At 71.1% G+C, this 23,866-nt stretch carries 26 protein-coding genes; 18 read left to right on the forward strand and 8 right to left on the reverse strand.

Going from position 1 to position 23,866, the window contains the following annotated elements:
• Positions 1–91: 91 nt before the first annotated feature.
• Positions 92–394, reverse strand: a complete 303-nt coding sequence (gene rpmB, locus ACXJKQ_RS02595; protein WP_058190906.1) for a 50S ribosomal protein L28 — start codon at positions 392–394, stop codon at positions 92–94.
• Positions 395–770: 376 nt separating this feature from the next.
• Here rpmB and ACXJKQ_RS02600 point away from each other — a divergent pair, with 376 nt between their 5' ends.
• Positions 771–1,679, forward strand: a complete 909-nt coding sequence (locus ACXJKQ_RS02600; RefSeq protein ID WP_457104242.1) for a DUF3108 domain-containing protein — start codon at positions 771–773, stop codon at positions 1,677–1,679.
• Between the two features lie 71 nt (positions 1,680–1,750).
• Positions 1,751–2,041 carry a DUF1330 domain-containing protein gene (locus ACXJKQ_RS02605; protein ID WP_457104206.1) on the forward strand — a complete coding sequence of 97 codons (291 nt, stop codon included), beginning with the start codon at positions 1,751–1,753 and terminating at the stop codon, positions 2,039–2,041.
• Between the two features lie 18 nt (positions 2,042–2,059).
• Here ACXJKQ_RS02605 and ACXJKQ_RS02610 read toward each other — a convergent pair whose 3' ends face one another.
• Positions 2,060–2,416 (reverse strand): darcynin family protein, encoded by a 357-nt coding sequence (locus ACXJKQ_RS02610; protein ID WP_457104207.1) that lies wholly within the window; start codon positions 2,414–2,416, stop codon positions 2,060–2,062.
• A gap of 75 nt (positions 2,417–2,491) precedes the next feature.
• On the opposite strand from ACXJKQ_RS02610, the gene ACXJKQ_RS02615 reads away from it, so the two are divergent.
• The 7 genes from ACXJKQ_RS02615 (at position 2,492) to ACXJKQ_RS02645 (ending at position 10,116) form a co-directional block, all read left to right on the forward strand.
• Positions 2,492–3,118 (forward strand): TetR/AcrR family transcriptional regulator, encoded by a 627-nt coding sequence (locus ACXJKQ_RS02615; protein ID WP_457104208.1) that lies wholly within the window; start codon positions 2,492–2,494, stop codon positions 3,116–3,118.
• Positions 3,119–3,167: 49 nt separating this feature from the next.
• Positions 3,168–3,485: a hypothetical protein gene (locus tag ACXJKQ_RS02620; RefSeq protein WP_457104209.1), complete on the forward strand. Its 318-nt coding sequence runs from the start codon at positions 3,168–3,170 to the stop codon at positions 3,483–3,485.
• A 90-nt stretch (positions 3,486–3,575) separates the two neighbouring features.
• The gene (locus tag ACXJKQ_RS02625; RefSeq protein WP_457104243.1) at positions 3,576–6,950 is read left to right on the forward strand and encodes a helicase-related protein; all 3,375 of its coding nucleotides are present in this window, start codon (positions 3,576–3,578) and stop codon (positions 6,948–6,950) included.
• 12 nt (positions 6,951–6,962) lie between these two features.
• Positions 6,963–7,256 carry an RNA-binding S4 domain-containing protein gene (locus ACXJKQ_RS02630; protein ID WP_457104210.1) on the forward strand — a complete coding sequence of 98 codons (294 nt, stop codon included), beginning with the start codon at positions 6,963–6,965 and terminating at the stop codon, positions 7,254–7,256.
• Positions 7,257–7,473: 217 nt separating this feature from the next.
• A complete protein-coding gene (fdxA, locus tag ACXJKQ_RS02635) occupies positions 7,474–7,812 on the forward strand; it encodes a ferredoxin FdxA (protein ID WP_457104211.1) in 339 nt (112 codons plus the stop codon).
• Positions 7,813–8,316: 504 nt separating this feature from the next.
• Positions 8,317–8,922, forward strand: coding sequence for a CarD family transcriptional regulator (locus ACXJKQ_RS02640; RefSeq protein WP_457104212.1), 606 nt, complete (start codon positions 8,317–8,319; stop codon positions 8,920–8,922).
• 318 nt (positions 8,923–9,240) lie between these two features.
• Positions 9,241–10,116, forward strand: coding sequence for an RNA polymerase factor sigma-32 (locus tag ACXJKQ_RS02645; RefSeq protein ID WP_457104213.1), 876 nt, complete (start codon positions 9,241–9,243; stop codon positions 10,114–10,116).
• Between the two features lie 108 nt (positions 10,117–10,224).
• On the opposite strand, the gene ACXJKQ_RS02650 is transcribed toward ACXJKQ_RS02645, so the two are convergent.
• The 3 genes from ACXJKQ_RS02650 to ACXJKQ_RS02660 all read right to left on the reverse strand — a co-directional run bounded on the left by ACXJKQ_RS02650 (position 10,225) and on the right by ACXJKQ_RS02660 (position 12,553).
• The gene (locus ACXJKQ_RS02650) at positions 10,225–11,457 is read right to left on the reverse strand and encodes an MFS transporter (RefSeq protein WP_457104214.1); all 1,233 of its coding nucleotides are present in this window, start codon (positions 11,455–11,457) and stop codon (positions 10,225–10,227) included.
• A gap of 114 nt (positions 11,458–11,571) precedes the next feature.
• Positions 11,572–11,964, reverse strand: coding sequence for a tautomerase family protein (locus ACXJKQ_RS02655; RefSeq protein ID WP_457104215.1), 393 nt, complete (start codon positions 11,962–11,964; stop codon positions 11,572–11,574).
• A gap of 28 nt (positions 11,965–11,992) precedes the next feature.
• Positions 11,993–12,553, reverse strand: a complete 561-nt coding sequence (locus tag ACXJKQ_RS02660; RefSeq protein WP_457104216.1) for a DUF4865 family protein — start codon at positions 12,551–12,553, stop codon at positions 11,993–11,995.
• An 87-nt stretch (positions 12,554–12,640) separates the two neighbouring features.
• Here ACXJKQ_RS02660 and ACXJKQ_RS02665 point away from each other — a divergent pair, with 87 nt between their 5' ends.
• The gene (locus ACXJKQ_RS02665) at positions 12,641–13,519 is read left to right on the forward strand and encodes a LysR family transcriptional regulator (protein WP_457104217.1); all 879 of its coding nucleotides are present in this window, start codon (positions 12,641–12,643) and stop codon (positions 13,517–13,519) included.
• Between the two features lie 19 nt (positions 13,520–13,538).
• On the opposite strand, the gene secB is transcribed toward ACXJKQ_RS02665, so the two are convergent.
• Positions 13,539–14,039: a protein-export chaperone SecB gene (gene secB, locus ACXJKQ_RS02670; RefSeq protein ID WP_457104218.1), complete on the reverse strand. Its 501-nt coding sequence runs from the start codon at positions 14,037–14,039 to the stop codon at positions 13,539–13,541.
• A 337-nt stretch (positions 14,040–14,376) separates the two neighbouring features.
• Between secB and ACXJKQ_RS02675 the strand changes: the two genes are divergently transcribed.
• The 5 genes from ACXJKQ_RS02675 to mltG all read left to right on the forward strand — a co-directional run bounded on the left by ACXJKQ_RS02675 (position 14,377) and on the right by mltG (position 19,515).
• A complete protein-coding gene (locus ACXJKQ_RS02675) occupies positions 14,377–15,090 on the forward strand; it encodes a Tim44/TimA family putative adaptor protein (protein ID WP_457104219.1) in 714 nt (237 codons plus the stop codon).
• Between the two features lie 32 nt (positions 15,091–15,122).
• The gene (locus ACXJKQ_RS02680; RefSeq protein WP_457104220.1) at positions 15,123–16,319 is read left to right on the forward strand and encodes an MltA domain-containing protein; all 1,197 of its coding nucleotides are present in this window, start codon (positions 15,123–15,125) and stop codon (positions 16,317–16,319) included.
• Positions 16,316–16,966 (forward strand): Smr/MutS family protein, encoded by a 651-nt coding sequence (locus tag ACXJKQ_RS02685; protein WP_457104221.1) that lies wholly within the window; start codon positions 16,316–16,318, stop codon positions 16,964–16,966. Before ACXJKQ_RS02680 ends, ACXJKQ_RS02685 begins: the two co-directional genes overlap by 4 nt.
• Positions 16,967–17,069: 103 nt before the next feature.
• A complete protein-coding gene (gene mutM / locus ACXJKQ_RS02690) occupies positions 17,070–17,960 on the forward strand; it encodes a bifunctional DNA-formamidopyrimidine glycosylase/DNA-(apurinic or apyrimidinic site) lyase (protein ID WP_457104222.1) in 891 nt (296 codons plus the stop codon).
• 151 nt (positions 17,961–18,111) lie between these two features.
• Positions 18,112–19,515, forward strand: a complete 1,404-nt coding sequence (mltG, locus tag ACXJKQ_RS02695; protein ID WP_457104223.1) for an endolytic transglycosylase MltG — start codon at positions 18,112–18,114, stop codon at positions 19,513–19,515.
• A 60-nt stretch (positions 19,516–19,575) separates the two neighbouring features.
• Here the strand turns inward: mltG and ACXJKQ_RS02700 are convergent, their stop codons facing one another.
• Positions 19,576–20,085 carry a PAS domain-containing protein gene (locus ACXJKQ_RS02700; protein ID WP_457104224.1) on the reverse strand — a complete coding sequence of 170 codons (510 nt, stop codon included), beginning with the start codon at positions 20,083–20,085 and terminating at the stop codon, positions 19,576–19,578.
• Between the two features lie 654 nt (positions 20,086–20,739).
• Between ACXJKQ_RS02700 and ACXJKQ_RS02705 the strand changes: the two genes are divergently transcribed.
• A complete protein-coding gene (locus tag ACXJKQ_RS02705; RefSeq protein WP_457104244.1) occupies positions 20,740–21,615 on the forward strand; it encodes a YicC/YloC family endoribonuclease in 876 nt (291 codons plus the stop codon).
• A gap of 52 nt (positions 21,616–21,667) precedes the next feature.
• The gene (gmk, locus tag ACXJKQ_RS02710) at positions 21,668–22,330 is read left to right on the forward strand and encodes a guanylate kinase (protein WP_457104225.1); all 663 of its coding nucleotides are present in this window, start codon (positions 21,668–21,670) and stop codon (positions 22,328–22,330) included.
• A gap of 92 nt (positions 22,331–22,422) precedes the next feature.
• On the opposite strand, the gene ACXJKQ_RS02715 is transcribed toward gmk, so the two are convergent.
• A complete protein-coding gene (locus ACXJKQ_RS02715; protein ID WP_457104245.1) occupies positions 22,423–22,869 on the reverse strand; it encodes a DMT family transporter in 447 nt (148 codons plus the stop codon).
• Between the two features lie 101 nt (positions 22,870–22,970).
• Here ACXJKQ_RS02715 and ACXJKQ_RS02720 point away from each other — a divergent pair, with 101 nt between their 5' ends.
• A complete protein-coding gene (locus tag ACXJKQ_RS02720) occupies positions 22,971–23,864 on the forward strand; it encodes a LysR family transcriptional regulator (RefSeq protein ID WP_457104226.1) in 894 nt (297 codons plus the stop codon).
• Positions 23,865–23,866: the final 2 nt, after the last annotated feature.

Raw genomic sequence — 23,866 nt, forward strand, 5'->3', positions numbered from 1 at the left:
CATGTCTGCCGCATACGCGCGTAAAACCGCCGCGGCCTTCATGGCCACGGCGGTTGAAACCATCCGGTCAAGAACGGTGAAGCGCGAAGACTCAGGCCGCGACGGCCGGGGTCTCGGCGAGCTTCTTGTGGATCTCGCGCTTCAGGAGGCGGGCGGTCTGAGACAGGTCGCCCTCGCCGGCCTTGATCAGGAAGGCGTCGAGGCCGCCGCGGTGCTCCACCGAGCGCAGGGCGTGCGCGGTGACCCGCAGGCGGACGCGCTTGCCCAGCGCGTCGGACTGCAGGGTGACGTTGCACAGGTTCGGCAGGAACCGGCACTTGGTCTTGTGGTTCGAGTGGCTCACGAGGTGGCCGACCTGAACGGCCTTGCCGGTGAGTTCGCAGCGGCGCGCCATGATGACTTACGATCCCGTCTCGTTCCGCTCAAGGAGGACCTGGTCGCGACCGGCGCGATCATCGTCGCATCGGGCAACGCCCAGTGCGTGTTCCAGGTCCGGCGGAGTCCTGTTGAAGGCGCGAGCCTATAGGCGACGGAGGCGTGCCCCGTCAAGGTGCCGGCCGACGGACGCGCCGCCCGGCCGCCCAACGGTCTGTTAACCACGATGCCGGGATATAGCCTTCTTTCACCCGCAGGAAGGTGCCTCTCCCTGCTTCGGGCGTCGAGGGGATGCCGCCGAGCGGGTGTGTTCGAGAGGGCGCGTTCGAGAGGGTATCTTGGACCGCCTGTCCTGGGATGCGATCCGGATCATGAGCGCCACGCCCGTCCGTCGGATGATCAAGCCTGTGACGAAGCCCGGGATCGGGCGCCTCGCCGGCAGCCTCCTCGCCGTCGCCGCTCTCGCGGGACCGGCCGATGCCGGCACGCGCCGGCCGCGTTCGAAGTCGGCGGCGGCGGCGCCCGCGACTGTCGCGGTCGATTACGGCATCAACCTCGCGGGCCTGCCGATCGGCACCGCGCGCCTGGCCGGGGCCTTCGAGCGCGACCGCTACGTGATGGACGTGTCGGCGGTGCTCACCGGGCTCGTCGGCGCGATCACCGGCGGCAAGGGCTCGGCCCGGGCCTCCGGAACCTTCGCGGCGGCGCCGCAGCCGGGTGCTTTCTCCATCGCGACGCACACCGCGAGTTCCGGGATCGCCGTGCGCATGGCGCTGGCGCGTGGGAACGTGGTGCAGGCCGAGATCACCCCGCCCCTCGTCGACATGCAGGACCGCGTGCCGGTCACGGCCGCCAACAAGCGCGGCATCATCGATCCGGTCAGCGCCCTGCTGATGCCCACCCAGGGGCGCGGCGAGCCGCTGGACCCGGAGAACTGCAACCGGACCCTTCCGGTCTTCGACGGCGCGACCCGCTTCAACGTGGTACTGAGCTACGCCGAAACCCGCCCGGTGCAGAAGCCGGGCTATGCCGGCCCGGTCCTCGTCTGCACGGCCCGCTACCAGGCGGTGGCCGGCCACCGCCCGGACCGGCCGGGGGTGAAGTTCATGGAGGAGAACCGCGAGATGTCGGTCTGGCTCGCACCCGTCGAGGGGACGCGTGTCCTGATCCCGCTCCGCATCTCGGTGCTCACCACGATCGGCACCAACATCATCGAGGCGACGCGCTGGACCCAGGGCAGCACGGTGGGGACGGCGGGAGCCGGTTCCGCGAACGTCGCGCAGGCAAGCCTGCCCGAGCAATAGAGGCCTTTGACCGGAAGCCTTTTTCCCGGCACTCCCGCCCGGCGCGGCAGCCGCGCCAGGGAGGTCAGCCAGTGCCGAAGGGCTACATCATCGTCCGGATGACGGTCACCGACCCGGACACATACAAGGCGTACGCCGCCATGGCCTCCGAGGCCATGCGCAAGTACGGCTGCACGCCCCTCGTGCGCGGCGGGCGCAGCGAGGCGCTGGAAGGCGAGGCCCGGCCGCGCAACGTCGTCCTGGAGTTCGAGTCCTACGAGGCGGCGCGGGCCTATTATTTCTCGCCAGAGTATCAGGCGGCGATCGAGAAGCGCCGGCCGGCGGGCATCGGCGAGGTGGTCCTGGTCGAGGGGGTGGACTGAGTCACCCGCGTCGGCTGGTCAGGCCGCCAGCGGGGCCTGACCGTAATGCGTTGCGTAAGCGTTCTCCACCGCCGGTATGATCTCGACGATCGAGAACCAGCGGTCCCAGAACGCCGTCTCGCGCAGGGCCTCGACGACGAGTTCGTAGGCGTGGTGGTCGGCGGCCTCCCAGACCCAGAGGTCGGTCAGCCGGGCGGTGTAGAACTCGGCGTCGTAGAAGCGGAGCCGCACGGCGTCGGCGTGACGGCGCAGGATCGGCTCGAAAGCCTCGCGCAACCGCGCGAAGCGATCGTCGATCGGCATGGCGAGCCAGTCAGGGGATGTCTTCACCAGCATGAAGACGGTGAGCTTGGTGTCGAAGGTCGTGTCGGACATGGGGTTCTACGCTCCATGGGTCTGTCGGAACGCCGCCATGGTGCCGCTGGCCGGGGCGGCGGTGAACTCGCATTCATGACGGCGTCGCGGGCGCGCCGGCCGGTGCTCAAGCCCCGGAAAAGTCCGGGGCAATCGCGCTCCGCCGAGACGGTTCGGACCATCCTGGAGGGCGCGGCTCGCGTTCTGGAGGAGCGCGGCCTCGACGGGTACACGACCAACGCCGTCGCCGAGCGGGCGGGCGTATCGATCGGCTCGGTCTACCAGTACTTCCCCAGCAAGGAGGCCCTGACCGCGGCCCTGGTGGCGCGGGAGACCCGCCTGCTGATCGAGGCCGTGCGGGCCGCGCAGGGCGCACCGACCTCGGAGGACGGGCTTTCCCGGATCGTCCGGGCCTGCGTCGCCCACCAGTTGGCGCGGCCGCGTCTCGCGCTGTTGCTCGACCGCGAGGAGAGTCGGCTCCAGCTCGCCGACATCCTGGGCGACGTCGCCCGGGACCTGACGGCCACGCTGCGGGTGCTGCCGACGCGCCTCCGCGCCGATCCGCCGACGGACCCCGAGACGGCCGCGGGCGACCTCTTCGCGCTCGTGCGGGGCATGGTCGATGCCGCGGGCGAGCGCGGCGAGCGGGATGGCGATGCCCTGGCGAACCGCGTCCTGCAGGCGGTGTTCGGCTATCTCGGTCTGCCGCGGTCCCGGACGTGAACCCTCATGGGTTTTCAAGAATCTTCATGGTCCGGGCGATAATGCGCCGATGCGCCAGTTTCTTCTCCGAATCGCCCTTGCCTCGGTTGCGCTCCCGGGAGCGGCCGCCGCGCAGCCGCTGACCGCCGGCACGGCAGGGTCGAGCTGCGGCGGCGACGCCTTCTCGTCGGCCGAGGTCGTCGAGCACCGCGCACCGCGCCGCGGCCCCCTCGTGGCGATTCCCGATACGCTCTGCGCCGATGTCGCACCCCAGCCGGGGACGCCCACGACGCAGATCGACATCTATCCGCAGATCGTGCCGCAGGTTGGACCTGGCGGCGGCGGCATCCCATATGAAGGCGGACCGCTTCGGCCCTATCGTCCCTGACGCGACCGGCCGACCCAGCCTCCTCCCGCCCGCGCCGCGACGGCGCCGCGACGGCCTTCCCGTCCGAAGGAACCGCCGACCATCGACGCGCTGCTCCGCCCCACGCCCAGCCGCTCGCTGCCCCGTGACGTCCGCGCCCGCGGCGTCACGGCGGTCCTCGGGCCAACAAACACCGGCAAGACGCATCTCGCGATCGAACGGATGCTCGCGCACCCGACCGGGATGATCGGGCTGCCCCTGCGGCTCCTCGCCCGGGAGGTCTACCTGCGCGTCGTCGCCAAGGTCGGCCCCGAGAAGGTCGCGCTGGTCACGGGCGAGGAGAAGATCAAGCCGGACCGGCCGCGCTACTGGATCTGCACCATCGAGGCGATGCCCCGCGACCTCGACGTGGCCTTCGTGGCCATCGACGAGATCCAACTCGCCGCCGACATGGACCGCGGCCACGTCTTCACCGATCGGCTGCTCTACGTCCGCGGCCGGGAAGAGACCCTGCTGATCGGCTCCGCGACCGTGCTGCCACTGGTCCAGAGCCTGATCCCGAACGTCCACACCACGACCCGGCCGCGGCTCTCGCAGCTGACCTTCGCGGGGGAGAAGCGGCTGTCACGCCTGCCGCGGCGCACCGCGATCGTCGCGTTCTCGGCCGAGGAGGTCTACGCGATCGCCGAGCTGATCCGCCGCCAGCGGGGCGGGGCCGCGGTAGTGCTGGGCGCCCTGTCGCCGCGGACCCGCAACGCCCAGGTCGAGATGTACCAAGCCGGCGACGTGGACTACCTCGTCGCCACCGACGCGGTCGGGATGGGCCTCAACCTCGACGTCGATCACGTCGCCTTCGCGGCGAACTGGAAGTACGACGGCACCCGCTTCCGCAAGCTCACCCCCGCCGAGATGGGCCAGATCGCCGGCCGCGCCGGGCGCCATCTCGCCGACGGCACCTTCGGTTCCACCGGGCGCTGCCCGCCCTTCGAGGCGGAACTGGTGGAGCGGCTGGAGAGCCACGATTTCGACCCGCTGCGCATCCTGCAGTGGCGCAACCCGGATCTCAGCTTCGGCAGCCTGGAGGGCCTTCAGGCGAGCCTCGACGAGCACCCGCGCGAATCGGGCCTGACCCGCGCCCCCATGGGCGAGGACCAGCAGGCCCTCGAGATCCTCATGAAGGAGGACGACATCCGCGACATGGCACGGAGCGCCGCCACGGTGCGGCGGCTCTGGGACGTCTGCGGGGTGCCGGACTACCGCAAGGTCCATCCGCAGGTGCACGCCGACCTGGTGGCGCAGCTCTACCGCTTCCTCATGAAGGGCATGGCCGGGCGGATCCCCGACACGTGGTTCGCCGAGCAGGTTGCGATGATCGACCGGACCGACGGCAACATCGATACCCTGTCCCGCCGGATCGCCCAGGGACGCACCTGGACGTTCGTGGCGAACCGTCCCGATTGGTTGCGCGACCCGGAACATTGGCAGGGCGAGACTCGTCGGGTAGAGGACAGGCTGTCCGACGCCCTGCACGAACGCCTCGCGAGCCGCTTCGTCGATCGGCGCACAAGCGTCCTGATGCGGCGCCTGAGAGAGAACACGATGCTCGAAGCCCAGATCACCGCCGACGGTGACGTCACCGTCGAGGGTCAGCATGTCGGCCACCTTCACGGATTCCTGTTCGTTCCCGATGCCAGCGCCGAAGGGCACGAGGCCAAGACCCTGAGGAGCGCTGCCGAGAAGGCGCTCGCCGGGGAGATCGAGGCCCGGGCCGAACGATTCGCGGCCACCGCCGATTCGACCCTCGTGCTCGCGCACGACGGCACGATCCGCTGGACCGGTGCACCCGTCGCCAAGCTCACCCCCGGCGAGAAGCTGTTCGCCCCGCAGATCCGGCTGCTGGCCGACGACAGCTTGACCGGCGCCCACCGCGAGAAGGTCGAGGCGCGTCTCGATGCATGGCTGAAGGCCTACATCGTCCGCCTCCTCGGCCCGCTCATGGAGATCGAGACCGCGGCCGACCTCACCGGTCTCGCCAAGGGCATCGGCTACCAGGTGGTCGAGGCGCTCGGCGTGCTGGAGCGCTCGAAGGTGGCGCACGAGATGCGCAGCCTCGATCAGGACGGCCGCGGCGCCCTGCGCCGCCACGGCGTCCGCTTCGGCGCCTACCACATCTTCCTGCCGGCCCTGCTGAAGCCGGCGCCCCGGACGCTCGCGGCCCAGCTCTGGGCTCTGCGCAACGGCGGCCTCGACCAGCGCGGCCTGGACGAGATCGCGCATCTCGCCGGCTCCGGCCGGACCTCGATCAAGGTCGATCGCGAGATCGCCAAGGGCCTCTACCGCGCGGCCGGTTTCCGGGTCAGCGGCGAACGCGCCGTGCGCGTCGACATCCTCGAGCGGCTCGCGGACCTGATCCGCCCCGCGATCGCCTATCGACCCGGCACGACCCCCGGGGCGGCACCGGACGGGACCGCCGACGGCGACGGGTTCGTCGCCACCGTCGGGATGACCTCGCTGGTCGGCTGCTCGGGCGAGGATTTCGCCTCGATCCTGAAGTCGCTGGGCTACAATTCGGAGACGCGCCCCGGCCCGGCCATCACGGTGCCCCTCGTCCCGGCGGCCTCCACGGCGCCGGCCACGGCGTCGGCCGAGGCCGCCTCCGACGAGGCAATCGCCGCGCAGGCGGACGCCGCCGAGCCGGTCGGCGATGAGGCCCCGGCGGCGGACCTTGCCGAGGGCGGCGCGGTCTCCGGCGACGCGGACACCGCTCCCGTCGATGGACCGGAGGCAGGCGATGCCGAGGCACCGCCCGCCGAGGTCGACGCTTCCGAGGCCGACACGACAGCTGCGGCGGCCGTCGAAGAACCTGCGGTGCAGGCCCCGGTGGAAGTCCCGCAGGCCGACGACGCTCACGCCGTGGCGGAGCAGCCGGCCGAAGCGCCCCGAGAAAGCGACGCGACCGACGAGCCCGTGGCGGCACAGGACGGGGCGGCATCCGAGCCGTCGGAGCCGGCCGGATCGGAGCCGGGCGAGCCTGCAGCTGCGGTGGACGAAGTCGCGGAGGCCGCCGGCGCGGAGGGCGCGTCGCCTGCCGAGATCCCTCAGATCGAGATCTGGCGCCTGCAGCGCCATCAGCGTCCGGCCCATCAGCGTCCGCAGAACCGCCCCCGCGGCACCGGTCGCGGTCGCGACGGGGGCCAGCAGGGCCAGCATCCGGGCCAGGGACGTCCGGAGGGCGGCCAGCAGCGCCGGGCTGAAGGCGAAGGCGGTCCGCGTCCCGGACGGGATCGTGGCCCCCGCCGCGACCGTTTCGAGGGCGGCCGGCCGGAGCGCCGGGACGACCAGCGCGGCACCGAGCAGCGCCAGGCCGGTCCGCGGCCCGATCAGCGGCCGCCCCGGCGTGAGCGTGCCCCGGATCCGGATTCGCCCTTCGCCAAGCTGGCGGCGCTCAAGGCGCAGCTCGAGGCCGGCGACGGCGGGAAGCGCTGACTCTCGCCGCCGATGCGGGAGGATCGGCAGCGGCTCGACAAATGGTTGTGGTTCGCGCGTTTCGCGCGGACCCGGTCCCTGGCCGCGCGGCTGGTATCCGACGGCTTCGTGCGGATGAACGGCAACCGGGTCGAGAACCCCGCCAAGGCCATCGGGATCGGCGACGTGGTGACGGTCGCCGCGCCGCACGCCACCCTGGCCGTGCGAGTGCTCGACCTGGGCGCGCGGCGGGGCTCGGCCCCGGAGGCGCGGCTGCTCTATGACGACCTGTCCGGGGGCACGGTGCGGGACATGCCCTCGGAGTGATGAGGCCGGGCCACAGCACCCCGGAGAGAGACCCGACGCGGACCGGATGCGGCGCCCGTGCGCTTGTCAGCCCGGGAGGCAGCGTCTAGAGCCGTTGGCTTCCGAGACCCGGCCCCGCGCCGGGCTTCACCGGCGTCCCCCTCGCAGCGCCAACCGGGCGTGCGGGCCGTCCCAGGGCTCCGCCCGGGCCAAGTCTGTTTTAGGACGAAGACATCCGATGACATACGTCGTCACCGACAATTGCATCAAGTGCAAGTACACGGACTGCGTTGAGGTCTGTCCGGTGGATTGCTTCTACGAAGGCGAGAACATGCTCGTCATCCATCCGGACGAGTGCATCGATTGTGGTGTCTGCGAGCCGGAATGCCCCGCCGAGGCAATCAAGCCGGACACCGAGTCGAACCTCGACACGTGGCTGAAGCTGAATGCCGACTACGCCAAGACATGGCCCAATATCACGCAGAAGAAGGAAGCGCCTGCCGACGCCAAGGAGTTCGACGGCAAGTCCGGAAAGCTGGAGGCGCATTTCTCGCCGAACCCCGGCAGCGGCGACTGAACCCGGCAAATCCACAGGATCTGACGCCGCCCCACGCGGAACTTCCCAATTGTAGGGAAGTTCTGCCGGCCCCGCTCAGCCGGTGACAGCTATGGCCGAGCTGCGTCATGCGAAGCCCTGATACGCGGCCAGGACATTCCTGTCTCGCCGCACCGGTGTAAAACTCTTAAGCGCCGCGCTTGGTCCGCGCGTGCGTCTTCAGGGATGCTTTGATCTGCGCACCGGATTGTGGTAGACAATCCGTCTGCCGTCGCTCGCGCCTGACGTGCTCCCTCCAGCTGAAACGCCTTCGAATTTCGTGGGTTAGGAGTAGTACGCGCTCGACCGCTGAAGGTGACTTCTGCGGACGCGCTAGGCGTTTGCACGGCCGCGCCGGGGAACGACCGGGACTTTCGCGCGTGGCGCGCGGAGTTCGGGAGCGGCGAGGCAAACCGGGTATCCCGCCCGGAAGAACACGGTTTCGCGCGGCGCCGAACGCTGCGCGCCAGTGGAGGCCCTTCTCGCATGACCACAGCCAAGAAGACGACGACCACAGGCCGGCAGGGCTTCAAGACCGGCGAGGCTGTCGTGTATCCGGCCCACGGCGTCGGTCGCATCACCGCGATCGAAGAGCAGGAGATCGCGGGCTACAAGCTTGAGCTGTTCGTCGTCTCATTCGAGAAGGACAAGATGGTTCTGCGCGTCCCGACCGCGAAGGCCAACAGCGTCGGCATGCGCAAGCTCGCCGAGCCGGAACTGGTGAAGAAGGCCCTCGATCTGCTGACCGGCCGCGCGCGGATCAAGCGCACGATGTGGTCGCGCCGCGCCCAGGAATACGAAGCCAAGATCAATTCGGGTGACCTGCTGGCCGTCACCGAGGTCGTGCGCGACCTCTTCCGGTCGGAGGCTCAGCCCGAGCAGTCCTATTCCGAGCGCCAGCTCTACGAGGCCGCCCTGGATCGGATCGTGCGCGAAATCTCCTCGGTCAACCGCATCACCGAGACCGAAGCGCTCAAGCTGATCGAGCAGAGCCTTGCGAAGTCGCCCCGCCGGGCGAAGAGCGAGGCCGAACCCGAGGCGGAAGCCGAAGGGGACAGCGACGCGGACGACATTCAGGAAGAGGCCGCCTGACGCGCGACTTCAACGCCACGACGACACCGAACCCGGCCCTGGCGGCCGGGTTTTTTTGTTGCTCGGCGGCACCTCGATCCGTCGGCCGGCACGGGCATTTCGGGAGCCTGGGGCTGGACGCTGCGGCGCCGGATCCCATGTCACCCAGCGAGAACACGAATTCGTAACCGCTCGGTTGTCGCATTGTGGGGCATCGGGGCGGAACTTTCGCGTTTTGCCTTCCGTTGTCGGTTGCCTGGCGTCACCCCTCAGGTGACGCCTGTGCGCCGGGCCATCGGTTCGGCGCCGCAACAGCACTCGACAACAAGAGGCAGGCGGATGGCTGAGATCGCGGGAATTCGTCGGCAGTTCATACGGACTGCCATGGAGGCGCCCTTCCTGGCACGCGAGGAGGAACGGGGCCTCGCCGTCAGCTGGAAGGACAACCGCGACGAGCGCGCGCTGCACCGTCTGATCTCCGCCCATATGCGCCTCGTCATCGCCCTGGCAGGGCGGTTTCGTCACTACGGCCTTCCGATGGCCGATCTCGTCCAGGAAGGCCATGTCGGCCTGATGGAGGCGGCCGCCCGGTTCGAGCCGGAGCGGGATGTCCGGTTTTCCACCTACGCGACGTGGTGGATCCGCGCGTCGATCCAGGACTACATCCTGCGCAACTGGTCGATTGTCCGGGGCGGGACGTCCTCGGCCCAGAAGGCGCTGTTCTTCAATCTGCGCCGGTTGCGCGCCCGGTTGATGCAGTCCACCGAGGAGCATGTCGGCGATGAGATCCACCGCCGCATCGCGACCGCCATCGGCGTTTCTCGCGACGACGTCGCCCTGATGGATGCGCGCCTGTCCGGTCCCGACATGTCGCTCAATGCGCCGGTGGGCGAGGACAGCGACGCCTCGTCGGAGCGGATGGATTTCCTGGTCGATGGCGCGGACCTGCCGGACGAGACCGTGAGCGCCACGGTCGATGGCGAGCGGCGTCTCAGCTGGTTGCAGCAGGCCCTGACCGTGCTCTCCGAGCGTGAGCTGCGGATCGTGCGCGAGCGCCGCCTCGCCGAGGATCAGGCGACCCTGGAGGCGCTCGGGCAGCGCCTCGGCATCTCGAAGGAGCGGGTGCGCCAGATCGAGAACCGCGCCTTGGAAAAGCTGCGTCGGGCACTGGCCGACCGGTTCCCGGCCGCCACCGGCGGCCCGCATATCGGCTGAACGGAGCCGGGTGGCTCCGTCACCGCAAAAGAAGCGCCGCCGGGTGGACGCCGGCCGCGCGCGCGGCGCGGCTTATGTGCTTCCATCGGCCCCCGACCACGGGGACGTCTAGGTCCCCTGAACGACGGCGCTGCGTCGGTCCCGCTGACGGCGACGCCGCCCGGGTTCGGGCGTGGCATCGAGCCAGATCACCAGGGCCAGGGCGGCAAGGGCCGGCACACCGAGCGCGAGGAAAGCGCCGGTCCAGCCGAACACCCCGTAGGACAGGCCGCCGTACCAGCCCGACAGGGCACCGCCTATTCCCTGCACCGCGTTGACGCTGCCGAGTGCCGTCTGGGTGCGGCCCGATCCCCAGGTCAAGTCGGCGACCACCACCGGCACCGCGACCCCGACGATGCCGGAGGCCACACCGTCCAGCACCTCGGCGGCGATCAGCCAGACCGGATCGTCGATGAGCCCGGACAGGAGTGCGCGGATGGGGAGCACCGCGAAGGCGACCATCAGCAGCTGACGGCGTCCCCGCCTGTCCGCGAGCGACCCGGCGAACAACGCCACCGGTACCATCACCAGCTGCGCCACCATCACGTAACGGGCCGTCCAAGTAGTGGCATCGGCCGCGGTCGCCACCAACTTCTGGCCGAGCAGCGAGAGCATGCCGCCGTTTCCGAGATTGAACAGCGTCAGCGCCACGGTCAAAACCAGCAGGCGGCGATTCCCGAGGACCTGACGGATGCCGCTGCGCTGCGGCTCCTCCGCGTCATCCTCCTTCCAGCCCACGGCGCGGCGGCGGTTCCAGGCGCCCGCCGATGTCGTCAGGGTCGCGACGATCGCCGCCACCGCCATGCCGCCGAGCACCCAGAAGGCGATCGCGGGACCGAAATATCCCGTGCCGAGGCTGATGCCCCCCGCTGCGATCAGGATGCCGACGTGGTTGAAGGCCTGATTGCGACCCTGCTGCGCCGGAAACCGGTCCTTGCCGACGATTCCCAGGGTCAGCGACGCGACGGCGGGCAGCAGAAGCGTGCCCCCGGCCGCGGCGAGGAGTTGAGCACACAGGACCGCCGGGAGGCTGCGCGCCGGCAGGAGCGACAGCGTCCCGATCAGGATCGCACCGCAGGCGAGCGCGATCAGCAGGCGCGGGCGCGGAAATCGATCCACCAGCGCGCCGAACGGGCCGCTCAGGAACAGCGTGCCGAACCCGACCAGCGTGACGACGAACCCAACCCGCGCCGGGCTCCACGAGGCCGACTCCGCCAGCCAAGTTCCGAGGAAGGGTCCGAGCCCCCCCTGGATGTCGCCGGTGAACAGATTGATCAGGGCGAGGTTTGCGGTGGGGGCCATATGATCCTGGAGCCGTTTCGGGCTCGGGACCTGAACGCGGACACCGGAACGGTCAAGCCTCGATTGCGTCCGTCTGCGTCGCACCGGCTCTCGGACCGGTCCGCGCGCCCGGCGTCAGGATCCCGATGGTCCGTACTGCATCAGCCCGTTTCCGAAGGACCAGTTTTCCGGATCGACCTCGACGAGGTTGATGAAGACGTCCGACGGCGCCAGGCCGGGATCGCGCGCGAGATTGCGCGTCACGGCGGCGTAGAGGGCGCGCTTCTGCGTGGTGCCGCGCGTGGCATTGGCGGTGATCTGAACGATCACGAGACGGTCGCTGCGCTCGATCCCCAGATAGTCGGATCCGTAGGCGAAATCGGGCGCGTCATGCTGGTGCACGAGGGCGAACAGGTCACCCTCTGGCACCGCGAAGGTCTCACGCAGGGCGTCATACACGCCTGCGACGAGGGCGGCCCGGTAGGCGTCGGTGGTCCCGGCGCGCAGGGAGATGCGGGTCAGAGGCATGGCTTGGGTCCTGGGCAAGAGGGGGTGATCAGCGGCCGCGTGCCGCAGCGAGGCCCGGCGCTGCGAGATGGGCGATCTCGGTCCCGGCCATCCCGGCCGCCGGCTCAGCGCGGAGGGTGAACCGGGTGAGTCGCCATCCGTCGGGATCGAGACCGGCGATTGTCGCGAGGACGTCGCTTTCCGCCGCGACGTCGTACCCGCGTTGCCCTTCGTCATCGCGCAGGGTGGCGAGATCCTCGACCGGGGCGACGAGCCGGGTCACCTCCGAGAGGGCGCAAGCGCTGGCGCTCGATCCGAAGGCGAAAGCGACCGCCAGCCAAGTCTCGATTCGCGGACGGCCGAAACTCTCGATCACGGCGCGAAAGCCGGGTCCGGCCAGAAAATCGGCGGCGGCGCCGGCATCCCGCCAGAGATACAGGGAGCTGTAGGCGTTTGCGGCCGCCCCGCGCGCCCGGTCCTCGATCGCGAACGCCTTGAAGACGAGGCCCGGCGCCGCGTCCCAGGCGGCCGCGCGGGCGGCGACGCGCTCGCGGATCCCGTCCATGGCGTAATCGGTCGGCAGACGATGCCGGTAACGAGTGATCAGCATGGGACGCTCCTGAAGGACGAGCGAGACTTGCATGCAGTCACGATAACAGCGACATATCTGTACAGATATCTACGATAAGGCATCGTTATGGTCGCCGGCCGTCTGCTGGACCTCGAGGGTGTTCTGGCCTTTGTCCGCGTGGTCGATCTCGGCAGCTTCACGCGGGCCGCCGAGGCGCTCGCCACGTCGCAGGCAGCGATCAGCCTCCGCCTGAAGCGCCTGGAGGACAGGCTCGGCACGCGACTGCTGGACCGGACCCCGCGGCACGTGGACGTGACCCGGCAGGGCGCCCTGTTCCTGCCGGCGGCACGGCGCCTCTTGGAAGCCCATGACAGCGCGGTGGCCGACTTGGTGACCGCGGCGCCAGCCCGGCTCAGCCTCGGAATCAGCGACCACGTCGCCGGACCAGACCTGCCCGCACTGCTGCGCCGCCTGGGGCTGGATCGGGCCGGGCTCATCACGGAGGTGCGGATCGTGCCCTCGCGCGACCTCGCGACGGCGTTCGGCGCGTCCGGCGAGGGGGGTTTTGACGCAGTGATCCTGCGGACCGAGGATGCGTCCGACGAGGGCGGGACGATCCTGGCGGAGGAGCGGCTGGGCTGGTTCGCCGCACCGGATTTCCCCGCGCCCCGGCCGGGTGAGACGCTGCGGCTCGCGGGCCTTGCAGGACCCTGCAATGTCCGGGGCGCGGCGATGCGCGTCCTCGACGCAGCCGGCTTGCCCTGGACGGAGGTGTTCGTCGGCGGCGGCGTGCTGGCGGTGGGAGCGGCCGTCATGGCCGGCCTCGCTGTGGCGGCCCTCGCGCCGAGCACGGCGCCGCCCGGCGCCGTGGAGGTCGGTGGCCGGCTCGGCCTGCCCGAACTGCCTCGCACTTTCGTCGTGCTGCGCGCCCGCCGCCTGACCGGGCGCCCCGCGGAGGCCCTGCGCGCTCTGGCGGCGGTCTATCGCGGACCCGGCGGCCGCTGAGGGGCCGCCGGTCGCTGGCTCAGGACGCGAGCGGTCCCGGCGCGCCCTGCTGCTCCATGATCTTCTGCCGGTAGAGGCCGACGAAGTCGATCGGGTCGATGTACAGGGGCGGGAAGCCGCCGTTGCGCACCGCCTCGGCCACGATCTGGCGGGCGAAGGGGAAGAGCAGGCGGGGGCACTCGATCATCACCGCCGGATGGATCTGATCGGCCGGGATGTTCAGGAGCCGGAAGACGCCCGCATACGTCACCTCGAAGGCGAACAGCACCTCGTTCTGGATCTTGGCGTCGCCCTCGAGCTTCAGCTCGACCTCGAAGTCCGTCTCGGAGAGCTGCTGCGCGTTCACATTCACCTGAATGTTGATCTGCGGCCCCTGACCTTCCTTGGGCTGCAGCGAGCGCGGCGCGTTCGGGTTCTCGAAGGACAGATCTTTCGTGTACTGCGCCAGGGCGTTGATGGTCGGCGCATCGCCCTGCGGCATGCCGCCGCCGTTGCCGTTCGCTGCCGGGGAGTCGGCCATGCGGATCATCCTTCTCGATCGACCGGCAGCGCCGGCGCGGGTTGTTGTCACGGCGGGCGCCGCCGGATCGCGCCGAGGAACTGCCCCAAACGGCAGGGCCGCTAACACGCGCACTGAGCCTGGACAAGCGAGCTGGCGCGACGCTGGCGCTGGCGGCATCCGCAACCCATATCGCATCCGCGTGCGGGATCAGTCGACCTCCGGATACAACCGGCTCGCTCCCGGCGCGTTGGTCGGATATGAGTCGGCCTGAATTATGCGCGCTTTGCCGGCGCCGCACCGGGCCTGACCTGAGCAAGGGGCGCAGGGTCTCGCCGCGGCCACCATCGGATCGGTGATGCAGGACAGTTTCGACGTTACGACGATCATCTTCCTGGCGCTGGCCGTCTTCGTGATCTGGCGGTTGCGCTCGGTGCTCGGCCAGAAGACCGGGGCCGAACGCTCGCCCTTCAAACCGGTCGACCGCAGCCGCACCGAGCCGCAGGCCCGTTCGGACGGCGACAACGTCGTGCGCCTGCCCGGCGCCGATCGGGTTCAGGCCGCGCCGCCGCCGACCGCCGCCCCGCGGGACTGGCGCGGCATCGCCGAGCCGGGATCCGAGGTCGCCCGCGGCCTCGAGGCCTGCGTCCAGGCGGAGCCGAGCTTCGATCCGCGCGCCTTCGTCGAAGGGGCCAAATCCGCCTACGAAGCCATCATGATCGCCTTCGCCAAGGGCGACCGGAAGACCCTGCGCGGCCTCCTGTCGAAGGAGGTCGGTGAGGCCTTCGAGCGGGCGATCGCCGAACGCGAGCGAACCCGGCAGACCCTGGAGACCACCTTCGTCTCGATCGACAAGGCGGAGATCGTGGCCGTCGATGTCCGCAACCGCGTGGCGCACGTGACCGTGCGCTTCCTGTCGAACCTGATCACCGCCACCCGCAACGCGGAGGGGAAGGTCGTGGACGGCAGCGCCGAGACCGTGGTCGAGGTGCCGGACGTCTGGACCTTCGCCCGCACCCTCGGCTCGCGCGATCCGAACTGGCAGCTCGTGGCCACCGAGGCCGGCGCCTGAGGCCGTGACATCCGTACCGTGACAGTCTCGCCGTGCCGATGTCCCGCGCCCGGTCCGGAATTCTCCCGGCCGTTCTCCTCGCGCTCCTCCTGAACCCGTCCGTCTCCGCCGCACCGGCGGCGGTGGGCGACGCGGCCCTGACGCCCGTCGCCGTGACGGACCTGCCGGGCTTTCCCGGCTCCGAGCCCGCAGCCGCCCTGGAAGCGTTCCGCAGGGTCTGCGCCGCGCCGCCCCCTACCCTGCCCCAGCCCGCCGCCGTCGCGGGCGATCCGGCGGCCCTGCGGGAGGCGTGCGCGGCCGCCGCCGATCCCGCGACGGAGGCCGCCACGTTCTTCCGCGACCGGTTCGAGGCCTTCCGGATCGAACGGCCGGGCGCGGACCGGCCCGGCTTCCTGACCGGCTATTTCGAGCCCGAACTGTCCGGCTCCCTCGCGCCCGGACCCGACTTTCCGACGCCGGTTCTCGCCCGTCCCGACGACCTCGTCTCCTTCGGGCCGGGGGAGACGCGCCCGGGACTCGACGCGGGGCTGCGCGCAGCCCGTGCCACCCCGGAGGGCTTCGCGCCCTACCCCGACCGCGCCGCGATCGACGACGGCGCCCTCGGGGCGCAGGCGAAGCCGATCCTGTGGCTCCGGGACGCCGTCGACCTGCTGGTCCTGCAGGTCCAAGGTTCCGGCCGCGTCCGGCTGCCCGACGGGCGCGCGGTGCGGGTGCTCTACGACGGCCGCAACGGCCGGCCCTACACGGCGGTGGCCAAGCTCATCGTCCAGGAGGGTCATCTTCCGCTGGAGGGCCTGACGCTCGCCCGCTGGACCGGCTGGCTGCGCGCGCATCCCGAGGCCGCCAAGCGCCTGATCCGGGCCAACGCCTCCTATATCTTCTTCCGCCTGGCCGCGGTGGCGGACCCGGCCCTCGGTCCGCCGGGCGCCGCGAACGCACCGCTCAGCCCGGGTCGCAGCCTGGCGGTGGATTCGAGTTTGTGGCGTTACGGCCTGCCGTTCTGGCTGGCGGGGCGCCTTCCCGAGGAGGCACCGGGCGTGACCCCGGAGGCGGCCGGGCGCCTCGTCATCGCCGCCGACACCGGATCGGCGATCGTCGGCCCCGCCCGCGGCGACCTGTTCGTCGGCACCGGCGCGGCAGCTGGCGCGGTCGCCGGAGATCTGCGCGACGCCATCGGCTTCGTGGTCCTGCTGCCGCGGCGGACCGCTGCCCCGGGAGCCGTGCCGTGAGGCCCCCGCGCCGCGGGCGCCGCCTCACCGCCGGGGAGACCCGTCTCTGGGATGCCATCGCCAAGCTGGTGACGCCGTTGCCGGGCCGGACCTCTCCGGCTCCCGAAGCCGGAGAGGTCCCCACGCCCCCCGTCGCCCCCACGGCCACCATGCCGGCGCTGGCGGCGCCGATCCTGAAGCCCGGTGCGGCGCCGGTCGCCAAGACGCGCCGCCCGAAGCCCCCGCCCAAGCCGCCCGCGGTCCCGGAGCCGCCGCGCGCGCCGACCGCCGCGCCCTATCAGGCACAGCCCCAGCGCCACGTCCCACGCCCGGGACTGGAGCGGAACGCCAAGATGGGCCTGCGCCGGGGCCGGCTGGCGATCGAGGCGCGGATCGACCTGCACGGGATGATCCAGACGGAAGCCCATGCCGCCCTCACGGGCTTCCTCCTCCGCGCCCGGGCGGCCGGGCATTCCTACGTGCTGGTGGTCACCGGCAAGGGCGGCCCGGGCTACGCGGACGCCTTCTCCGAACGGGGCGTGCTCCGCCGGAGCGTGCCGCACTGGCTCCGGAGCCCGGAGCTGCACGGCATCGTTCTCGGATTCGAGGAGGCGTCGCGCCACCATGGCGGCGGCGGCGCGCTCTACGTCCGCCTGCGCCGCCGCTGAGGGGCGGCAAACCGCGCGGGGGCGCCGGCATTGCGGCCCGGGACGATCCCGCCGATATCCGGTGCGAGCGCACGGAGCGCTGCCCCTGCAAGCCGCGAGAGAGATGCCGGAGCTTCCCGAGGTCGAGACGGTGCGGCGCGGGCTGGCGCCCGCTTTGGTCGGCGCCCGCTTCAGCCGCGTCACCCTGCGCCGGGCCAACCTGCGCTTCCCGTTCCCGGAGCGCTTCGCCGCCCGGCTGGAGGGCCGCACCGTGACGGACCTCGCGCGCCGGGCGAAGTACCTGACCGCCGACCTAGATTCGGGCGAGACGCTGATCATGCATCTCGGCATGAGCGGCCGGTTCGACGTGGCCATGCCGGATGGCAGCAACCTCTCGCCGGGGGATTTCTATCTCGAGGGCGCCCAGGGCACGCCCAAGCACGACCACGTGGTCATGGCGATGAGCACCGGTGCCACGGTGACCTACAACGATGCCCGCCGCTTCGGATTCATGGATCTGGTGCCGAGCGCGGACCTCGCCGCCTGCCGCCACTTCGCCAGGATGGGGATCGAGCCCCTGGACGGCCTGACCGGGGCGGTGATCGCGCAGCTGTTCCGCCACAAGCTCGCGCCGCTCAAGGCTGCGCTGCTGGATCAGCGCCTCATCGCGGGCCTGGGCAACATCTATGTGTGCGAGGCCCTGCACCGGGCACGCCTGCATCCCGAGACCCCGGCCGGGCGCCTCGTCCGGCCGGACGGCCGGCCGACCGCCAAGGCCAACGCCCTGGCCAAGGCCATCGTGAAGGTGCTCGAGGAGGCCGTCGAGGCCGGCGGCTCGACCCTGCGCGACTACGCCCAGACCGATGGCAGCGCCGGCGCGTTCCAGCACGCCTTCCGGGTCTATGACCGGGTCGGCCTGCCCTGCAGCCGTCCGGGATGCGCCGGCGCGGTCACCCGCATCGTTCAGGCCAACCGCTCGACCTTCTTCTGCGCCGCCTGCCAGACGCCGGGCTGACCGGCGTCCTTCGCACGCGATCGCGGCGCGAAACGGCATTTTCGCCACAAACCCGGCTAGGGTCGCAGCCCTCGACGTGCGCACCCGGTTGCGGGCAGCCGATCCCGGCCCGCAGCGCGTGACGGGTCGCGCGGGCTCAGACAGGATCCCGATGTTCTTCCGCCGCTCAAAGACGCCCGCGCCCGAGGCCCCCGCGCAGGATCCGACGGACGAGCCCGCCCTGCCGCAGCGGCTCTCGCCGCGTTCGCCCGGCGAGGCGATCAAGCCGACCGCCGCCCCCCCGCCGCCGGAGAAGCCCGAGCGCGCGCGCAGCGGCCTCATCGGCATCGTCAGCGGCGCCCTGACCTTCGCGGTGGTCATCGCCATCGCGGCGATGATCGGAATCACGCTGTTCCAGCGGCAGGTGCGCGAGCCGGGTCCCCTCGCGGCCGACAAGGTGGTGGTGATCCCGACCCACAGCGGCACGGCCGAGATCGCCGAGACGCTGAAGCGCGAGGGCGTGATCGACCATACCGGCCTGTTCGAGTTCGCCGCGCGCTTCGGCGGCCGGCCGGCGCTCCGGGCGGGCGAATACGTCTTCAAGGCGCATGCGAGCGTCTCCGACACCCTCGACACCATCGCCACCGGCCGGCAGGTCCAGCACGCGATCACCTTCCCGGAGGGCCTGACCTCCGAGCAGATCGTGACCCGCCTCAACGAGAACGACGTGCTCACCGGCGAGGTCAACGAGATCCCGGCGGAGGGCTCGCTCCTGCCCGACACCTACAAGTTCGAGCGCGGGGCGACGCGGCAGCAGATCGTCAACCTGATGAAGGCCAAGCAACGCGAGGTGCTGAACCAGATCTGGCTGCGGCGCAGCGCCGAGGTGCCGGTGCGGACCCCGGCCGAGATGGTCACCCTCGCCTCGATCGTCGAGAAGGAGACCGGCCGTGCCGACGAGCGGCCCCGGGTCGCCGGCGTCTTCATCAACCGCCTCAACAAGCGGATGAAGCTGCAATCCGACCCGACCATCGTCTACGGCCTCGTGGGCGGGCGCGGCACCCTGGGACGCGGCATCCTGCGCTCCGAGATCGACCGGCCGACGCCGTACAACACCTACGTGATCGAAGGCCTGCCGCCGGGCCCGATCGCCAATCCCGGCCGGGCTGCCCTGGAAGCCGTGGCCAACCCGTCGCGGACCAAGGACCTCTACTTCGTGGCGGACGGCAGCGGCGGCCACGCCTTCGCCGACTCACTCGAGGCGCACCAGCGCAACGTCGCCCGCTGGCGGGCGGTGGAGAAGGGCCGGCAGGCGCCGCCGGACGCCGTCGACAAGGTCGAGCCGGGTCCCGATTCGGCGACGCCGGGCCGCGCCTCGGCCTACGCGCCCGCCGGCAACGGGATCAACACGAACGCGGCCATCGCCCTCGATTCCGGCACGCCGGGATCCCGCGCCTTCGATGCCTCCGAGGGGACGCGCCTCGATCCGCTCAAGAACCGCAGCTACGATCTGGGCTCGCCGAAGTCAGTGCCGAGCCTGAGCGAGCCGGCCCCCGCGCCCCGGGGTCGCCGCTAGAGCATCGTCCGGGACCGTGGCCGCCGGCTCCGGCGCCGGGACGATCCCGTCGCCGGAGCCTCAATGCGCCCTCGGGTTCCGCGGTTGCCTCGGCACGTCGAGGGATGCGGGCGACAGGGAGGCCGCGATCTGCCGCCCCAGCTCGTAGAGCAACGGCTCGATCAAGGGCTGCATGCGATGCGCCGCCTCTAGCTCGAGATCGGCCATCAGCTCCCACAGGCGCATGGCGTAATCCGCCATCTGCTCGACGACGGTGCCGTGCGTGCTGGGCGCCTCGAGAAAGCCGGCCGGAGGCTCGAACGGGCTGTCGGTGATGTCGATCACGATGCCACGGCCATGCATGCGCCCGTCCGAGCGACGCTCGAACCGGCCGCGCGCCAGAACCAAGCGCACGACCCCCGGCGCCGGGATGATTCGATGCTCCCAGGCGAAGAGGCCGCCCTCCTCGCGGACGCGCCGGCGCTGCATTTGAGCCCGGGCGAGATCCTCCGGATGGAAGATCGCGGAGAGCTGCTCCCACGTGACGCCCTCCGCCGCGTCGGCCTCGGCCAGCCCAAAGATCCGAGCCATCGTCGCATCTCCGCGCATTCGCCCGGCATGCGGTATGTCCTCCCAGATACCGACGCCCAGCGCCGACATCCCGAACGGTGTCAGCGCGGCCCTTTGCAATGATGATCGCGGCATGCACCGTCCGAACGCTTGCGGAAACGATATCTTCGTTCGAACACAACTTGCCCGTGAAATGCAATGCTGGTCGTCGGATGTGAAAGTCGAAACTTGGTGATCCGGATCGGCCACACGCCACGGGGATGCGGGCCAGGCGCATGCGCCTAGAGCCTCGACCATCTTAGGATCGCGTCATGCGCGCAGATGTCGCGCCTGAACGTGCTTGAGCGCGACGTCGCACAGGTCGGCGGGACATGTCGCAGACCGCGGTGTTTCCGAGACCGCCCGGCCCCCACATAGTCGGCGCTGCCAGCGGGCCGCCGGGATGACACGGGGCGGCACCGCCGCGCGCCCTGTCTCGCCGGACGCGCGCCCGCGGGGATGAACGGGCACCGCCGATCGGCTGCGATTCCGGCGCGCACGCGCTGAGCGGGCGGCGTAAGCCGGGCCGCGAGGGGGGCCGACCCGAAGCGCGGCGGCTCCGTCGCGGCGACCGCCCACTTCCCAGTGGAGAGATCCGTGCTACAGGCCCCGATCTTCATGGGAATGGGGGTCGGCATGGCCCAGATCGCGAGCATGACCGGGTTCGCCCGGACGGCGGGCACCACCGGGCCGGTGCACTGGGCCTGGGAGGTCCGTTCGGTCAACGGGCGCGGCCTCGACGTGCGCACCCGGGTGCCGGCGGGCTATGACGGACTCGGCGAGACCGCCCGGACCGCCTTGCAGAAGACCCTGATCCGCGGCCAGTGTCAGCTGACCCTCACGCTCACCAAGCCCGAGGGCGCGACCCGGGTGCGGATCAACGAGGCCCTGCTGGCGAGCCTCGCTCAGGCGATCGCCCGGGTGCCGGTCCCCGAGGGCGTCGCCCCCGCCACCCTGGACGGGCTGCTCGGCGTGCGCGGCGTGATCGAGGTCGAGGACGAGGCGGCGGACACCGAATCCCTCGCCCGCGACCTCGCCGCGGGCGTGGTCCGCCTCGTCGCCGATCTGGTCGAGGCCCGCCGCGCCGAGGGGCGGCAGCTCGCGCACTTCGTCACCGCCCAGATCGACCGGATCGACGCCCTGACCCAGGCCGCCGAGGACAACCCGGCGCGGCAGCCTGCGGCGGTCCAGGCGCGGCTGGCCGCCGCCATCCAGGCCCTGGGCGGCAGCGGGCTCGATCCGGACCGCCTTCACCAGGAGGCGATGCTGCTCGCCGCCAAGGCCGACGTGCGCGAGGAACTCGACCGGCTCCGCGCCCACGTGGCGAGCGCCCGGGAGCTTCTGGCGGCCGGCGGCGCGATCGGCCGGCGCCTGGACTTCCTGGCCCAGGAATTCGGCCGCGAGTCCAACACCCTGGGCGCGAAGGCCAACGACATCAGCCTGTCGCGGATCGGACTCGACCTGAAGGCCGTGGTCGAGCAGTTCCGCGAGCAGGTGCAGAACATCGAATGACAAGCGATCGGGACGTGAGGATACGGATGCGACACGCCGCGGAGCCACGCGCATGACCGACCAGCCCGGGAGCGTCTCGGATTCCATCGCGCGGCGCGGATTGATCCTGATCCTGTCCTCGCCCTCCGGGGCGGGGAAGACCACCCTGACACGGGCGATCGCCCAGGATCCGAGTTGGGCGCTGGACCTGTCGATCTCCGTGACCACCCGGGGGCGAAGGCCCTCCGAGATCGACGGGCGGCACTACCACTTCATCGATCGCGAGGCGTTCGACGACCTGCGCAACCGCGACGACCTGCTCGAATGGGCGGAGGTGCACGGCAATTTCTATGGCACCCCCCGGCGGCCGGTGGAGAAGGTGCTCGGCTCCGGCCGGGATATGATCTTCGACATCGACTACCAGGGCACGCGGCAGGTGCGCTCCAAGCTCGCGCAGGATGTGGTGACCGTTTTCATCCTGCCCCCCAGCATGGCCGAGTTGCGCCAGCGTCTGGAGCGCCGGGCCGAAGATTCCGCCGAGACGATCGAGAAGCGCCTCGCCAACGCCCGGACCGAGATCCAGCGCTGGGTCGAGTACGACTACGTCATCGTCAACGACGACCTGCAGAACGCCTTCAAGGCCCTCCAGGGGATCCTGGCCGCCGAGCGGCTCCGGCGCGGCCGCCGCACCGGCCTCGCCCCCTTCGTCGAGGGTCTGCTGGCGGAGACGGTCTGACCCGGCGCGCCGGTCTTCCGGAGTGGCTCCCGCTCCCGCGGGGACCGCCGCCCGCGGGACAGGCGGCGTTTCCTGGTCGCGATCGGAACGCCTCAGCGGCGGATCAGCACGACACCGCCGACGAGGAGCACGATCCCGAGGAGGCGCGGAAGGTCGATGGACCGCTGCGTCAGGCCGAGCAGGCCGACCTGATCGAACACCACCGAGGCGAGCATCTGGCCCGTGACCAGGAGGGCGAAGAAGGTCGCGGCGCCGAGCTTCGGGACGAGCAGGATCGCAAGGCCGATGAACAGCGCGCCGAACAGGCCGCCGCTCCAGGTCCACCACGGGATCCGCCCCGCCACGCTCACCGCCGGCGCGGGATCGCGCAGGGCGGCGGCCAGAAGCGCCATGCAGGCGAGGCCGACGGCGTAGCTGGAGAACCCGGCCCAGGACGCGGAGTCGAGCCCCGCGCGCAGGTTCGCGTTGAGGATCTGCTGCAGGACGAGGCCGGCCCCTGCCAGGACGGCCAGCAGGGCGGGAATCGCGAAGGCGAGCATCGGGGGACAGGCCTCTTGGGTCAGGATGTGGGCTGTCATTGACAGCCCGTCCCGCCCATGCCGTCAAATGCCGCGTAATCTCTTGTCCATGCACGATCGGCATGATGAGCCCCGCGCATCTCGACCTGTTCCGCGCCGTGATGCGCCATGGTGGCATGACCCGCGCCGCCGAAGCCCTGGGCGTCGGGCAGCCGCACATCAGCCGCGCCATCGCGCAGCTCGAGGCGGATCTCGGCTTCGCCCTGTTCGTGCGCGGGCACGGCAGCGCATTCCCGACGCCGGAGGGCGAGGCCTTCGCCCACGAGGTCGCACAGACCTTCGCGGGGCTCGACCATCTGCGGCAAGCCGCGGGCCGGATCCGCGAGCGTGGAACCGGCGCGCTGCGCGTCGCCTGCCAGCCGTCCCTGGCTGCCGGTCTCCTGCCCCGCGCGATCCGCCGGCTCGACGCGGAATGCCCCGGCATCCGCGTCTCCGTCCACGTGCCGAGCCCGGACACGATCTGGTCCTGGGCCGCCTCTGGCCAGTGCGATCTCGGCCTCGCCCGGCCGCGCTCCGGCCATGCGGGCGTGATCGCCGAACCGTTCCTGCGGGTCGCGGCCGTGTGCGCGCTGCCCCGCGGCCATGTCCTCGCCCGCAGGCGCACCGTCACGGCGGCGGATCTCGACGGGCTACCCCTGATTGCGGCCGGGTCCAGCCCCGTGCAGGCGGCGACCGAGGCAGCCTTCGCGAGCGCCGGCGCGACTCCGCACTTCGCCCTCATGGCCGAATACACGGCGGCCCGCTGCGGGCTCGTCGCCGAGGGCTTCGGTGCCGCCATCGTCGACCCCGTCCCGGCGCGAGCGCTCGGCGGCCTGCCGATCGTGCTGCGGCCTTTCAGACCCGAGATCCCGATCGAGACCCTGCTGGTGCGGCCGGCAGGCCGGCCGCCGGGGCGCCTCGTCGAGCGGCTGATGGTCCATCTGGCGGCGGAGCGGGACGCCCTCGGACGGGCCTGAGC

This window comes from Methylobacterium sp. P5_C11, assembly GCF_054049775.1.

Bases quoted from the DNA above. Each gene is read 5' to 3' on its own strand.
- ACXJKQ_RS02600 (WP_457104242.1), top strand. From the start codon at position 771: ATGATCAAGCCTGTGACGAAGCCCGGGATCGGGCGCCTCGCCGGCAGC.
- fdxA (WP_457104211.1), top strand. From the start codon at position 7,474: ATGACATACGTCGTCACCGACAATTGCATCAAGTGCAAGTACACGGAC.
- mutM (WP_457104222.1), top strand. From the start codon at position 17,070: ATGCCGGAGCTTCCCGAGGTCGAGACGGTGCGGCGCGGGCTGGCGCCC.
- ACXJKQ_RS02655 (WP_457104215.1), bottom strand. From the start codon at position 11,964: ATGCCTCTGACCCGCATCTCCCTGCGCGCCGGGACCACCGACGCCTAC.
- ACXJKQ_RS02705 (WP_457104244.1), top strand. From the start codon at position 20,740: ATGGCCCAGATCGCGAGCATGACCGGGTTCGCCCGGACGGCGGGCACC.
- ACXJKQ_RS02650 (WP_457104214.1), bottom strand. From the start codon at position 11,457: ATGGCCCCCACCGCAAACCTCGCCCTGATCAATCTGTTCACCGGCGAC.
- ACXJKQ_RS02645 (WP_457104213.1), top strand. From the start codon at position 9,241: ATGGCTGAGATCGCGGGAATTCGTCGGCAGTTCATACGGACTGCCATG.
- rpmB (WP_058190906.1), bottom strand. From the start codon at position 394: ATGGCGCGCCGCTGCGAACTCACCGGCAAGGCCGTTCAGGTCGGCCAC.
- ACXJKQ_RS02700 (WP_457104224.1), bottom strand. From the start codon at position 20,085: ATGGCTCGGATCTTTGGGCTGGCCGAGGCCGACGCGGCGGAGGGCGTC.
- ACXJKQ_RS02665 (WP_457104217.1), top strand. From the start codon at position 12,641: ATGGTCGCCGGCCGTCTGCTGGACCTCGAGGGTGTTCTGGCCTTTGTC.
- ACXJKQ_RS02630 (WP_457104210.1), top strand. From the start codon at position 6,963: ATGCGGGAGGATCGGCAGCGGCTCGACAAATGGTTGTGGTTCGCGCGT.
- ACXJKQ_RS02675 (WP_457104219.1), top strand. From the start codon at position 14,377: ATGCAGGACAGTTTCGACGTTACGACGATCATCTTCCTGGCGCTGGCC.
- secB (WP_457104218.1), bottom strand. From the start codon at position 14,039: ATGGCCGACTCCCCGGCAGCGAACGGCAACGGCGGCGGCATGCCGCAG.
- mltG (WP_457104223.1), top strand. From the start codon at position 18,112: ATGTTCTTCCGCCGCTCAAAGACGCCCGCGCCCGAGGCCCCCGCGCAG.
- ACXJKQ_RS02610 (WP_457104207.1), bottom strand. From the start codon at position 2,416: ATGTCCGACACGACCTTCGACACCAAGCTCACCGTCTTCATGCTGGTG.
- ACXJKQ_RS02640 (WP_457104212.1), top strand. From the start codon at position 8,317: ATGACCACAGCCAAGAAGACGACGACCACAGGCCGGCAGGGCTTCAAG.
- gmk (WP_457104225.1), top strand. From the start codon at position 21,668: ATGACCGACCAGCCCGGGAGCGTCTCGGATTCCATCGCGCGGCGCGGA.
- ACXJKQ_RS02660 (WP_457104216.1), bottom strand. From the start codon at position 12,553: ATGCTGATCACTCGTTACCGGCATCGTCTGCCGACCGATTACGCCATG.
- ACXJKQ_RS02720 (WP_457104226.1), top strand. From the start codon at position 22,971: ATGATGAGCCCCGCGCATCTCGACCTGTTCCGCGCCGTGATGCGCCAT.
- ACXJKQ_RS02620 (WP_457104209.1), top strand. From the start codon at position 3,168: ATGCGCCAGTTTCTTCTCCGAATCGCCCTTGCCTCGGTTGCGCTCCCG.
- ACXJKQ_RS02615 (WP_457104208.1), top strand. From the start codon at position 2,492: ATGACGGCGTCGCGGGCGCGCCGGCCGGTGCTCAAGCCCCGGAAAAGT.
- ACXJKQ_RS02715 (WP_457104245.1), bottom strand. From the start codon at position 22,869: ATGCTCGCCTTCGCGATTCCCGCCCTGCTGGCCGTCCTGGCAGGGGCC.